We start from the raw sequence: 13,295 nt of genomic DNA on the forward strand, positions 1-13,295 counted from the left end.
CTATAAATAGCAACCAGTACCACTATAAAAACTTACCGCTCTACGCTAGGTTTTCCTATAATCCAAAATCCAAGTATACGTTTTACTAAAATTGCCGCCCAAATATTTTGTGCAGACATTCCAATTGTAGTCGCAATAGCGGCACCAATAATTCCATACAAAAAAGTCAAATAAAAGGACAAGACAATCGTAATAAGACCAGATATAACAATAACTACGCGATATTCTTTTTCGTGGCCAGTCATATTTAAAAGCATTCCAACTGAACCAGTCATAACATTAATAAACTGCCCAAATGCCATAATACTTAAAATGTATTTCGCACTAGTGTAACTCTCGCCAAATATCGACAAGATATAATCAGGAAAAACAACCATAATCAAAAACACTGGAACAGCAAGAATGCTCATCGCCATACTTGACATCTTGGCCAACTTTTCAATAGAAGCAGAACGATTATCACTCCAATATCTTGCATATCTTGGGCTTGCTACCAAGTTAAATACCATGAGTACAAAACTTATTAGTGCAGCTGTGCGCTGTGCTGCACTATATAATGCAACATTTTCAATAGGTAACATTGCACCAACAGCAATAACTCCAGTCCATTGAACCATCAAACCCATCAAAGCGGCAGTCCAGAGGTTTATAGCAGCTGCCCCCAACACCGGATCTTTATAGGCAACTATTGAAAAATTGACATTTTTTTGTCTGAGCCACACCACTAAACTGCACATCAGCACGATGAAAGCTGCAATACTGTAGATCTGTGCTGCAGTTGTTGAATTTATGGCTTCTGGGTTAACGAACCAGAGGTACGCAATCCCTAAGATAAAGAAGGTTGAGATTCCTAAGTTCTGGAACACAGTGGTTAGTATTACACGGTGCTGCGATTGAAATGCGTAAGACAGAAGAAAAAAGATTGCCATCGCCGGTAGTGCTGGCAACATCCAAAAAAGAACGGGGGCGAATGCTGGTTTACCAAAGATATTGGTAGCTATCTGGTTACTATATAACATACCCAGTAAAGATAACGGTAAACTTACAGTAGACGCCCAAAGCAAACCGCGATTAAGCTTTTCTTGTGCATAATTATCAGTTCCATGAGCAGACAGAATACGTAGTATTACGTTATCTAAACCAAGACGTGAAACAACTGCGAATACCGCAAGAACAGTAAAGCCAAGTAGAAATAACCCAGCTTCATTTTCAGGCATATTTCGTGTTACAAGCGCGGTCAGAGCGAAAGCTGCTAAAGCCGCAGAAGCTTTAGCTCCTGCTGCAAAGGCGAATTTAATAACAAGGGTAGTACGGCTTATACCTAGTTTCTTGATCACTGGATTGATCTTTTAATTCTTAGCAAGATAAGCTTTATTATCATTATAAAAAAGTCATCGGTAAATACACATAAAAATGAAAACTAGATATTTAACTAAAAACTATCTTTAACGTAAATCTATCCAAAAAATAACCTTTAAAATTTGCGGAACAAATAAAGGCATTATATCTAGAAGTAAAAGGAATATTTCTCATTATTGATGATTATCTGTCTATTTCCAGACAGTCAACATACCTTTTAATGGGAGCAACTACTTTGTAAATAGATCTTTGATAGATATTTCTATAACTTTAAAACCGAATGCTATATTGCACTACATATAGAATCCAACAGTACAGCCTACTCGTAATCAAGATTTCTTAAAATTTAGTCTAAACCTCACTAATTATTCATACAATACTAACCCAGAATCGCCTGTATCTATATATTTTAGCTGCACATTAATATCAATAATAGCTATAGGTTGAGTCTTTTACTTTAGACTTATTCAGTACCGAACCGAGAACATTACTATTTTCTATCAACTCATACGCCCGTTTAAGTTCATCTTTTTTCGTAACTCCTTCTTCCACAACCAACATCACGGAATCTATATATGGAGAAAAAGCAATCATATCATCACATGATAGTAGCGGAGGCATATCAAAGATAACTATACGATTAGGATAACGGTTCTTTAACTCATCTACTAGTTGCAACATCTTTGGTGAAGAGAGCATCTCAGAAGAGTTGCCAAAAGGTTTGTTACCCGGCAGAATTACCAATCGCTCCATACCTGGATTGAAAAGGATTTCACTCAATTCCTTGCCATCGGTAAGGTATTCGCTTATTCCCAGTTGTTCATCAGATAAAAAATATTTTTGTATACTCGGACGCCTAAGATCAAGGTCGACAAGTATGACAGAATGATTGACATCCCTAGACAAACTGATTGCCAGATTAATCGATGTGAGGGTTTTACCGCATCCTTCGCTGGGGCTGGTCACAGCCAATGAATTCCACTGATTGGCTTTTAGACGCTGAAGAACATGTGTACGCAGTACCTTGTACTGATCTGAAATCTGGTCGTTTACATCACCAAGGATAACCCGTTTTTCCCGTAAGGCATCCTTTGACACCTCTACTTTTTTGGTTTTGGTATAGGTTATCTTCGATGTAACCTCCGGCTCGGGCGCTTGGCGTGCTATCGAACGATGGGGGGCGACACTCTTAGTCGCAGCGCGGCCATCGCGGGCGCGTTCCAATGCTTGCTTTATCTTTTCCATAACCTTCTCCTTGCAGATCTAAGCGCTTCTATCTCATCATGTGCAAGTTCCAGTAAGGCGGGACTAGATTGCTTTTGCCATTGATTTATCATCATGCACCCGTCTCTATGCCCAGTGTTCGTATTACGATGTACCAAATCACATCCAAGGGCTTATAGAATAGATGAACAGAGACCAGCATTAAGGCTATTACAGCCATTAAACCAATTGCTACAAGCTTACCGTTTATTGCCTGTTGCTGATAATCCTCACTACTGTCAATATACGGAATTACAGCCAAAGGAGGCGCTTGTGTGATGGCCATTACACCTTTGCTTCCATACACAGTTTGATCCATACTTTCTCTGACAACAATGTTACCGAGCCCCCCTGCAAAGCTGAACATGAACCCCAGGAAGAGGATAGCCATTCGGTTGGGTTTATCTGGCTCCTCAGGTAACTGGGGTGGCTCGATGAGCGAGAAACGCTCACCTTTCCGTTCTCGCTCCAGTGACTCTGACAACTCCGCTTCTAACTGCTTGGACTTGACCTCCTGGTATTTAGCCAGGGCATTTTCATAATCACGGGTGAGATTACGATACTCCCGCTCTACCTGCGGACTTTGCATCAATCGATTTTCAAAATCTTTGATCTTTGCTTTGGTTTCACCCCTCATCTCTTTGAGTGATGCCAATTCACTCTCTGCCGCTTGTAACTGGGTCTGTAGCTGCAGGTAAGCAGGGTTATCTGATTGGGTAATTTCACTCTCAGCACTGGAAGTAACACCAAGCTCCTTTTTCAGCGCCTCAATCTCGCCCTTCATTTTGATTAAAGTTGGGTGTTTGTCTGTGTAGCGTGTAGAAAGCGCAATGTACTCCGTCTGTAAGGCTTTGAGTCGATCTTCTGTTCCCATCACTCTGTTACCACTAGAGTTGTACAGATCACTTGTAGGATTCACCTGTGTTATTTCAGACTGCAGGTAGATTCTTCGCTCTTCAAGGTTGCGGATCTGCTGGTTTGTATCAGATAACTCCCGCTCATTTCTCTCCATGAGCTGAATGTTCAGCTGTTGAAGCTCTGGTAGATTGCTGACATGTTGTTCTTTAAATGTCGCCAATTGTGATTCCAGCTCAGCTATCTGTCGATTGAGCTTATCAGCCTCAGCCCCAAGAAAAGTCGATGTCTCAAGTGCTGACTGTGTGCGTCGTTTCATGTTTGCGTCGAGATAAAGTGAAACAAGTTCATTGGTTACTTTCTGGGCGATGCGCGGATCCTTGTTGCTAAATGCCAACTTGAAAGCAATAGTGGCTGTTGTGGGACGACCGCTGCGAGGATCTACTACATCCGCACTGACCATCTCAAGCTCAATGTCTTCATTGAGCTCTTTAGCCAGCAATGTCATGCTTGTTCTGTCCCGTTCGTCCTTGTAGAGACCATAATCATTAATAATCTTACCTAGGTTTTCAGTCGTCATTACACGTTGACTGATCACCTGAATCCTTTCACCGGCATAGGACGTTACGGTGGAACGAACTAGCTCCGTTGGGATTTCCTGCTGCTCAATCAAGATAGTGGCTTCTGCGCGATAAACTGATGGCAGCCCTACTGCAAGCGCGATGCTTAATAGTAGTATGATTGCAGCTGGTACGATTAGCTGCATTTTCCTTCGTTTAAGAATGGCCAGGTAGTCGCCAATTCCCAGTAACTCTTCTTCTTCCATTGTCCCTGTCACATCACATTACTAAGACACGGATTGTATCATAACAATTCAGCTTTAGAAGAAATTTCTAATACTTAACAGCACAAATTTAGATATTTATATATCAACAATTTAGAATAATCTGACAGCTATTCTTGATGGACTTCACGCTTCTTTTTTCAGTAGTGCATGATAGTAGAGGAGACAAACTGCACAGCTCGATGATAGATATATTCAGGACTCAAGTCTCACTCGACAGGCCTAGATTCGAATGCATATTTTTGAATCTCCATCCTTGGAGTGCTCTTGATATTGTAGATTTATACAGACCTTCTCGCGCTAAAGGCTACAAAGCCTATGAGAGCTGATCCAAACAACCAAGCTGCCGCAGGCAACGGCACTGAACTGGCTGTGACATCATATGCAACTCCAAATACACCATTGGCATCACCAAAAAATTCCAATGTGTAAAGACCAGCAGATAGTCCCGCCAATGTGAATGTAGCGCTGGTTAGGTCCCCGCCTATGCCTGTGGAGAACAACGCAATGGATGCATTATCAAATACCGAAAACTGTGACACATTCAACAAATCGATAAAACTTGTTGTCAACTCATTGTCCCTAATCGATAAGCTGACCGAGCCTTTATCAGCTATCTCAAAGGTTCCCCTGTCTGTAAAAGCACCTGAATAATCTTCGGTATCTGTAACTAAGTGATTGAATGTATGCGTTTGGCCAAGTGTAAGCGCTGCATTGTAATTGATTGCCAACACACTTCCAGAACATATCAGGCCCAACAGACCAAATGTTAAAACAGAAATCCATTTATACAACTTCATCTAATTGCCTCTTTAAAATGTCCTATTTATCAAAGCGAAGCATCCGTTAGTAATCATCCCTAATGGGTAGACACAAACTGATTCCGCTAAGAGTGCGTCACGATCACATACCTCTGATATAAAATTTGACGTGATCACGGAGTGATTAAGCAATAATCATGCCCAGCAAGACATGACTTTATATAACTTATTGAAAGTATGGTTATTAATCTACAATCCTAATTGAAAGTTACGCAGGTTAATATTGGTCTTACTTATAAGCACTGTAAGCATTCCCGACACTTAGATGGGTATCAATTAGATTCATCTTGATCGCGCACCAATTTGATACAATTGCTGCAATGAAGAGAATATAGCTGGATACTATTCTCAACTTCTCTATATTGCTGTGTTTTTCTTACTTTTAATCAATACCTTAGATTTATTTGTAATTTGAGCGATGCACAATTATCACCATATTCAAACACTCAATAACCTAGATAGCGGTTACATTTGATCTTGAATTAAGAATGGTAAAGTTATAAATAGAATCTATTACACTTTCTAGTCATTTACTTCTTATATCGGCGAAACAGGGACACTTTGATGGTGTTAAATAAATCGACAGCGTTTGGTCTATATAGCCGTTTCGCACTCTTTGAGTGCAAATCTCCAATTATCAACGTAGACCTCTACTAGCTGTAACTTTCGATATTAACCTTCCTATAAGCAACTACTATCAAGAAGCTTGTAATTGGTTCTCTCTGTATAGTGAGGTTGCTGTCAAAGCAAGTCGAGAATATTCGCAAAACTAATTTTGTACATAACAACGCAAATTCCTACGCTTTTCAGACCTAAATTGGTGCAACAGGGCCGCACCTTACGATTTTTAGTAATACCTACATTGGGTGATCTAATTTCAGGATCAGCCACGAATTACACTACTAGATATTTGAGATATCAGATCAACCTTGGTGTGATATTTCTACTAGTAATAGAGTAGAACTGTGACGCTGTTTGATTAGTGAGTTTTATCATATTAGCTTTCTTCTCCTATGCACTAAATCCCTCTTGTTATCTCACATCACTTTGGATCATAATCCACAGCTGGAGATACCATGACGGACACAGCAGTTCAGGAGGAAAGGGATTTGCTAGATGTCAAACAAACAGAACGGTCACTGTTACAGCGACGGAATAGTCTGACGACATCATTACAGGCCTTTCTCGATGGTCTGGCTGTTTTGGTTCTGATACTCGCCCTGCTGTTCACCCTGCATGGGGAATTGACAAACCAGTATATTATTCTAGCCCTGGCTCTGCTGGGCAGTATGTCTGTCATCTATGACCGGATGAATATCTATCGTCATCACGGCACCATGACCAAAAAGGCCTTTAAACTCCTGAAGGCCTGGAGCAGTGCCTTCGCCTTTCTGCTCCTGTTAGCATTTGCCACCAAACATACTGAGACCTACTCAAGGACTTTGGTACTGCTTCTGTTTGTCACTGGTTATTTTGTTCAGGTTTTTCTTCACTTTGGTTTCCGCCTGCTGCAACGACGCATGGCCTCTCAGGAAGCAAACACCAAGGCTTTGATCATCGGCAATGGCACATTAGCCGAGCATATCTACTACCGCATCAACCAAAATCCCTGGATGCCGGAAGAGATTGTTGGTGCCGTACTGACCACTGATTGCAAACCCATGCAGGACTCATCAAGTAGTACCGAACTGCCTGTACTCGGGGATTTGGAAGATATCAAGCACCTGATTAAGCGGCATGAGATCCAGACTATATATATAGCCGTTTCTCTTGACAGTTCACCAATGATCCAGAAGATCTACTTCGACCTGCTGAATGAGAATGTAAATATCCACTGGGCACCCAACATTTTCGCCCTAAATTTGATTAACCATAGCGTGAAAGAGTTGGCAGGTATTCCCATTCTGACTCTTTCAGAAACCCCTTTGATCGGTACACATCTACTGATCAAGACTATTGAGGATCGTGTACTGTCACTGATTATTCTAATCATGGTCAGTCCAATTATGTTGATCACCGCGATACTCATCAAGACTGAATCCCCGGGTCCGGTTTTTTTCAGACAGGAGCGTACTGGCTGGGATGGCACAAACTTCAGGATCTGGAAATTCCGCAGTATGAAAGCACACCCGGAAGAGGATGGTGTTGTGAAACAGGCAACCCGGCAAGATTCCCGTATTACACGTGTTGGTCGGTTTATTCGTCGAACCAGTATTGATGAACTGCCACAACTGTTTAATGTACTGACCGGCCAAATGTCACTTGTTGGGCCTAGACCCCATGCATTGCAGCACAATATGGAATATTCAAAAAGGATTGAAGCCTATCTTGCTCGCCACAGAATCAAGCCAGGTATCACTGGTTTAGCTCAGATAAGAGGGTTTCGTGGTGAGACAAAGGAGCTTGAGCAGATGGAAAAGCGCGTAAAGTACGATTTGGAATATATTAACAACTGGTCCCTCTGGCTTGATCTCTCAATCTTGGCGAGGACACCATTCTCACTTAAAAGTGACAATGCATATTAATCTCATTAACAGGATAGAAATAGATTTTTCTGATTAGATGAAAGGTGTAAAACATGGATGATAATGTCATCTGGCATCAAGCCACTGTGACCCGTGATCGACGGGAAAAGATGAACCTGCATCGAGCTAAACTGCTCTGGCTTACCGGTCTATCCGGATCTGGCAAGTCGACAATAGCCCATGCTCTCGAAGAGCGTCTGCATCAAAGAGGATGTCGAACTTACGTTTTCGACGGTGATAACGTGAGACATGGATTATGCAACGATCTGGGCTTCACAATTGAAGATCGTACTGAAAATATTCGCCGTATCGGTGAAATGGCAAAACTGTTTGTGGATGCCGGAGTTATTGCACTCACTGCCTTCATCTCCCCTATACGCGAGGATAGGGAGAAGGTACGCGGACTATTTGAGGAAGATGATTTCATCGAAGTCTATATAAAAGCTTCGGTTGAAACCTGTGAGTCGAGGGATGTAAAGGGGCTCTATAAAAAGGCACGTGCAGGTGAGATTAAAAATTTCACCGGCATTAACTCACCCTATGAGATACCTGAGAAACCGGAAATAGTTATCGATACTGAAAATCGGGAAATTGATGAGTGTGTAGACTCGCTCTTAGCAGCTTTGGAAGAACAAGGCATCATACCTAACATTGTTGTATAGGCTTGCTTCGACTGATGCTGATGGAAATGAGGCGAGTGGCCGGGATATCAATGGATATCCATAGCCTTTTGGTGCGGCAGGGCCGCACCCTACGTTTCGAACTTCTATTATCCTTGAGATATACAGATTAAAAGCTCTGCTATTCCCTGAGTAAGGTGAGCATAGCAATGGGTGAAATTTGAACTCTGAAACTTGATTTCTTAATTCAAGCCATCACGCAAAACAAGCTCTACTCTCTTGTTACCCAAATGTTTCTCCAGTGCCTCTTGAGCGCTATTCTCGCTGACTAAAATAGGACTGTGCCCTTCTATTTGTATTCTCGCCTGATCGATGCCCCGTTGGATAAAGTAGCTAGACACTGTCTGCGCCCTTTCAAGTGATAGGCGCATATTCTGAAGAGGATCGTCATTGGGGTCGGCGTCTGCATAACCACTAATTTTCAAACTGGCCTGCTCGTTCAATGACAATACGATATAGAGATCATTCAGCATCTCTTTAAACTCTTCAGGTATCTCTGTGTTATCTAATTCAAAGAATACTTGAAACTTCCGCTCCCTAACGGTCTCCACTATCGGAGGGGGCCTCTTCTCCTTGACGACCACCTGCTCATATTTGGATTGTGTGGCAACGTAGTCATCTCCGGCGTCTTTTACGGTTGAAGTGAGTTCATCGCTTTGCTTCTCTTCAGATTGATTTTGAACAATTGGCGCGCTGTTTATCTGTTCAGGTGCCTCTGATAGGACCTCTTTCTCAGATGATTGGGTCGCCACTTCAGATTGAGAAGAATCTGATTTTGGTGTAAACAATGCTGGAATAGTGCTATTTAATTCATCAATGAATCGGTTTATCTGCTCTGGTGGCAATACAATATATCCAATAAGAGGAAAGCCCACTAACACGATAAGTAGAACGTTACGTAAAGAGCGTGCCAAGCCACCCGAGAACACCTCATCTTTCTCTACCAGGTCATCTGATACGATCAATCCTCCGCTGGCCTCTATTTCATGCCGGCGTCTCTCAGCGCGCATGGTAGGAGTGTTTAGGATCTCATCTGCTTCCAATGTGAAATCCTGATTGTTCTCAGCATCGGATGACCATCGCCTTACCGTATCATCTTTCTCGTCTGAATCATCACCGTTCAGCTGGACGTCAGCTCGCGCTTCTATTGCAAGTTCATCAGCCACGAAACGGTTTGCATCAACAATCTTTGAAGTAAGATCATCTACTTCAGCCGAGCTCAAATGGGTCTTTGATTCTGGAAACAGCTGAGATGTATCTTCCTCTACATAACTATCGGTTTGCTCTCTATCTGAAGAATGCTCCGACATCAGCTGAATTGAATCCAGGTTATCAGCATCAGCCAGTTCAATATTTAAATCTGATTGCTCTGAGCTTTGACCTCCAATCTCAGGAACAATACTATCCAAATCTTCTTGATCAGCACTCTCTTCTACAACTTCCTCTGATTGATCCTCTTCCCTTAATAGATCACTCTCCTGCTCACTCTCTTCTAGCTCATTTTCAATTGAATATCCCTCTTTGAAGGATTCAAAGGTCTCACCGGATTTTAGAGAGAGACGCTCCTCGCCGAATAGCTCTTCAGCGATGATCCACACATCATCCTCAGTAAATTTATGTTTCTCTTCCAGTGCACCATAGAGCAACAATCGGCTGGCAACGTGATTTATTTTTCTTGGAATCCCTTTTGTTATGTAGTGTATGAGCGGAAAGATGGAGGATTCAAGTTCAGGATCTCCATGCCAACCCACGATTCCCAGCCGGTGCTCAATATAACCCTCTGTCTGAGAAACAGACATAGGCTCTATTTGACAGGAGGCAATCAGGCGTTGTCTAACGTGCTCCATTTTTGGATCAAGAATAACGCCCCTTAACTCATCCTGCCCCACCAAAAACACCTGAAACAGCGGGTTACTGCCTGACTGTAGATTTGAGAGCAGTCGCAGCTCTTCAAGGCCATTAAGTGTCAGATTCTGGGCCTCATCAATAACTATGATTGCCCGTCGGCCATTCTGAGACTCTTTTTCGACATATTCTTCGATATGGGTTAACAGCGTGGCCTTATTATATGTCTCAGCGGGTAATCCATACTCCAACGCCACCTTGCGAAGCAACTCCTCAGCCTGAAGCTGATTGGTCACCAGATTAATCGCCAAGGTTTTGGATGAGTCAAGTTGCGACAGGATATCGCGTATCAGGGTGGTTTTACCGCAGCCAGGTTGGCCCGTGATCATGACAAAACCTTCACCCTGCTCCAGAGCGTAGCTTAGATATGACCAGGCCTTTAGATAATTTTTATGAGCAAAGCGAAAGCTCTCATCGGCACTTAACCGAAAGGGATTTTCGTTTAACTCGTAATAGGATTCAAACATGGTTCCGGCAAATAATTCATAGATCCCAACAGTGATCGTATATTAGACAGCTTCAGATATATAGTCTCTATGAAATTATCTACCATCTGGCGTTTCTACAGCACGTATCAAATTCAATTCTAAATAAATAATCCTCTGCATGGTCATTCTAAGCCATTGGCTCAAAAGGGGAATATCCTCAGCAGATGAAAGTTGGCTGCATTGATGTCTCATTACTCATATCAGGAAGTAAGACGGACAGAGTAACTATCTGAGGCACATCATAACCAAATTGAATTCTTCCATTAATAACTATTATCCAGTATCGCAATACCTAGTGGGCCGCTAGGTAAATTCGGTAACACCCAGAGGTAGACTAGAGTGACTTGATTTCAGCAGAGATGGTACTGGATATTGGTTTACGACAAGCTAAATAGGCGTGGCATCTATCAATATACTCTTTGGTGCTCTTCGGCATAGAGACTCTGGCCCGAGCAATATGTGTGATTAAATCTGTACCATCCTTGAGCAGACGTTGCCCCTCATCAGCCTCCCAACATGCCAGACAGGAGTTAGATGTCTTTTCCGCTGGACCTATTGCCAGTAGTTTCTCCCCTGCAACTGCAAATCTTGACCAGACATCAAATATTACGGGGTCGGTACGCAAAGTCTCGCATTTCAGCTTTGCAGTATCTGCAAGCTGGCTGATCAGAACCGAGGTATTCTTGAAAAAGAGACTGTCTTGAAATGCCTTGATCATCGCTGACGATATGCGATCAATATCATGCATGGTCTGAGCGATTTTGATATAGCGAGTCTCATAAAAAGACTCAATAGGCACAGTGAAGGCACGAAAAGGTTCACCCCAGAGTTCATCGATACCCTCATCGCCACTGCGGTGTTTAACCATTTTGCCCAGTTCCAATGCCTCCAACAGGTATTGCCCACACTCATGGAGCATCTCTCTCCCTCTACCGCTCTTGATGCTTTCGTCCTCAAGTTTTACAAGCTGACGAAATATTTCAGTACCACGATTAAAGAGAGAACCTGCCAGCATCGCCCCTTTAACCCGCTTCAGGTCTTCGTCCTGTTCGGATTCATAGGCCTCTCTGGCCTCATCCAAACGATTACCGGGAATATTGATTCCATGCTCAACATGATTGAACAGGCGCCGGGTCAGTGCCTCAATAAGGTATTTCTTGGTCTCCAAGCTATCTTCCATGGGCTTGTAGTGCTTAATCCAATAACCATCGTAGAAAATAGCGGTTTTGCCATCGATTTCCCGTATGGTTCCATTGGTAACGTTTTCTAAAGTTTGCATCATAACAACCTGACATCGGCTATATGTGAAATTTGACCCTATCTATCTTGGTTTGTCACATAGATTATGACTTTCGGGCGATAAAAAAATTACTTTTGCCTTGCTGAAATAATCTTTAGCAGATCAATCACCTCATCCGTGAGACCAATGTATGAAGAATAGGCCATTTTTCTTACTATTTCCTTTACTCAAATATCCAAAGTCCTGCCCCAGAGTTTCATCCTTCAGATAGACACTTCTATACCACAAAATGGACTGGCTAACACAGCGACAGATTCAACCGTCTAATCCCAGATTCCGTAGTTTTCCTCTAATATCTGTCGTAAGGTGATGATATGCCAGATCAATGGTGGTATTTATACTCAACCTCCGCAGTTAGGAGAAGTTAAAACTATCACCAAAACGGAGAGAACTCGTGTCAAATCAATCAGTTGCCATAGTTACAGGAGCCAACCGCGGATTGGGCCTTGAAACAAGTAGACAGTTGGCCGAATTAGGCTGGCATATTGTCCTTACCGCCCGTGATGTAGAGTCAGGAGAGACGGCGGCAGAGAGCTTAACTACTGAAGGACTTGATGTTGAATTTTTTCCACTCGATGTTACGAGCACAGCATCAATAGCAAACCTAGTGCAACACCTCAAAGAAAATCATAACGAAATTGGCATACTTGTTAACAATGCCGGTATCTTTCCCGACCCCCCTCCTTCTGACAGTCAGAGCACTATTCTCAGTGCCAATCTGGAATCAATAATGGACGGATTTAAAACCAACACCCTCGGGCCACTTCGCTTATGCCAATCTCTGATTCCTCTTATGAATGGCCAGGGAGCTGTGGTAAATGTCTCATCTGGCATGGGTCAACTCAGTGAAATGAATGGCTGCTGTCCAGCCTATCGCCTTTCCAAGACCGCGATAAATGCAGTAACGAGAATTCTTGCTGATGAGTTGAAGGAGACCCGGATTAAAGTCAACTCGGTCTGTCCAGGCTGGGTCAGAACTCGTATGGGGGGTGATGAGGCGACACTTTCTGTCCAAGAGGGAGCAAAAGGTATTGTCTGGGCTGCAACACTACCTGAAGATGGACCGAGTGGTGGCTTTTTTCGCCATGGCGAGAGGATACCCTGGTAAATCGATTTCACTGCTATCCCATTAAAGCCACTCTATAGCAGAAGCAGGTGTAGAAGCCCCTCGCCCATCATCCTCTGCTGTGAAGTGCTTTTCCGTGCCCATTCCTCACCCGACATGAGAAACCAGGAAGCCTATGATTTTTCTGTT

At 42.8% G+C, this 13,295-nt stretch carries 9 protein-coding genes; 3 read left to right on the top strand and 6 right to left on the bottom strand.

Annotated elements, in window-relative coordinates:
• Positions 1-32 precede the first annotated feature (32 nt).
• From AC4IFB_RS06040 to AC4IFB_RS06055, 4 genes are all read right to left on the bottom strand, one after another.
• Complete coding sequence (locus tag AC4IFB_RS06040) at positions 33-1,337, bottom strand: MATE family efflux transporter (protein WP_490779674.1); 1,305 nt, start codon at positions 1,335-1,337, stop codon at positions 33-35.
• 448 nt (positions 1,338-1,785) lie between these two features.
• Positions 1,786-2,604 (bottom strand): CpsD/CapB family tyrosine-protein kinase, encoded by an 819-nt coding sequence (locus AC4IFB_RS06045; RefSeq protein ID WP_490779675.1) that lies wholly within the window; start codon positions 2,602-2,604, stop codon positions 1,786-1,788.
• Between the two features lie 91 nt (positions 2,605-2,695).
• Positions 2,696-4,303: a GumC family protein gene (locus AC4IFB_RS06050; RefSeq protein WP_490779676.1), complete on the bottom strand. Its 1,608-nt coding sequence runs from the start codon at positions 4,301-4,303 to the stop codon at positions 2,696-2,698.
• Between the two features lie 299 nt (positions 4,304-4,602).
• Complete coding sequence (locus tag AC4IFB_RS06055; protein ID WP_490778217.1) at positions 4,603-5,121, bottom strand: VPLPA-CTERM sorting domain-containing protein; 519 nt, start codon at positions 5,119-5,121, stop codon at positions 4,603-4,605.
• Positions 5,122-6,218: 1,097 nt separating this feature from the next.
• Here AC4IFB_RS06055 and AC4IFB_RS06060 point away from each other — a divergent pair.
• Both AC4IFB_RS06060 and cysC read left to right on the top strand, forming a co-directional pair.
• Positions 6,219-7,667: an undecaprenyl-phosphate glucose phosphotransferase gene (locus tag AC4IFB_RS06060; RefSeq protein ID WP_490779677.1), complete on the top strand. Its 1,449-nt coding sequence runs from the start codon at positions 6,219-6,221 to the stop codon at positions 7,665-7,667.
• Positions 7,668-7,720: 53 nt separating this feature from the next.
• Positions 7,721-8,329: an adenylyl-sulfate kinase gene (gene cysC, locus AC4IFB_RS06065; protein ID WP_490778215.1), complete on the top strand. Its 609-nt coding sequence runs from the start codon at positions 7,721-7,723 to the stop codon at positions 8,327-8,329.
• 200 nt (positions 8,330-8,529) lie between these two features.
• Here the strand turns inward: cysC and AC4IFB_RS06070 are convergent, their stop codons facing one another.
• Positions 8,530-10,719 (bottom strand): AAA family ATPase, encoded by a 2,190-nt coding sequence (locus AC4IFB_RS06070; protein WP_490779678.1) that lies wholly within the window; start codon positions 10,717-10,719, stop codon positions 8,530-8,532.
• A gap of 355 nt (positions 10,720-11,074) precedes the next feature.
• A complete protein-coding gene (locus tag AC4IFB_RS06075) occupies positions 11,075-12,019 on the bottom strand; it encodes a hypothetical protein (RefSeq protein WP_490779679.1) in 945 nt (314 codons plus the stop codon).
• Positions 12,020-12,434: 415 nt separating this feature from the next.
• Here AC4IFB_RS06075 and AC4IFB_RS06080 point away from each other — a divergent pair, with 415 nt between their 5' ends.
• Positions 12,435-13,148 (top strand): SDR family oxidoreductase, encoded by a 714-nt coding sequence (locus tag AC4IFB_RS06080; protein ID WP_490778212.1) that lies wholly within the window; start codon positions 12,435-12,437, stop codon positions 13,146-13,148.
• Positions 13,149-13,295: the final 147 nt, after the last annotated feature.

The organism is Candidatus Thiodiazotropha sp. AKIB8 (assembly GCF_058244675.1).

What these genes read in the sequence shown, in the direction of transcription:
- AC4IFB_RS06045 (WP_490779675.1), bottom strand. Translation starts at nt 2,604, where the DNA reads ATGGAAAAGATAAAGCAAGCATTGGAACGCGCCCGCGATGGCCGCGCT.
- AC4IFB_RS06050 (WP_490779676.1), bottom strand. Translation starts at nt 4,303, where the DNA reads ATGGAAGAAGAAGAGTTACTGGGAATTGGCGACTACCTGGCCATTCTT.
- AC4IFB_RS06055 (WP_490778217.1), bottom strand. Translation starts at nt 5,121, where the DNA reads ATGAAGTTGTATAAATGGATTTCTGTTTTAACATTTGGTCTGTTGGGC.
- AC4IFB_RS06060 (WP_490779677.1), top strand. Translation starts at nt 6,219, where the DNA reads ATGACGGACACAGCAGTTCAGGAGGAAAGGGATTTGCTAGATGTCAAA.
- cysC (WP_490778215.1), top strand. Translation starts at nt 7,721, where the DNA reads ATGGATGATAATGTCATCTGGCATCAAGCCACTGTGACCCGTGATCGA.
- AC4IFB_RS06070 (WP_490779678.1), bottom strand. Translation starts at nt 10,719, where the DNA reads ATGTTTGAATCCTATTACGAGTTAAACGAAAATCCCTTTCGGTTAAGT.
- AC4IFB_RS06075 (WP_490779679.1), bottom strand. Translation starts at nt 12,019, where the DNA reads ATGCAAACTTTAGAAAACGTTACCAATGGAACCATACGGGAAATCGAT.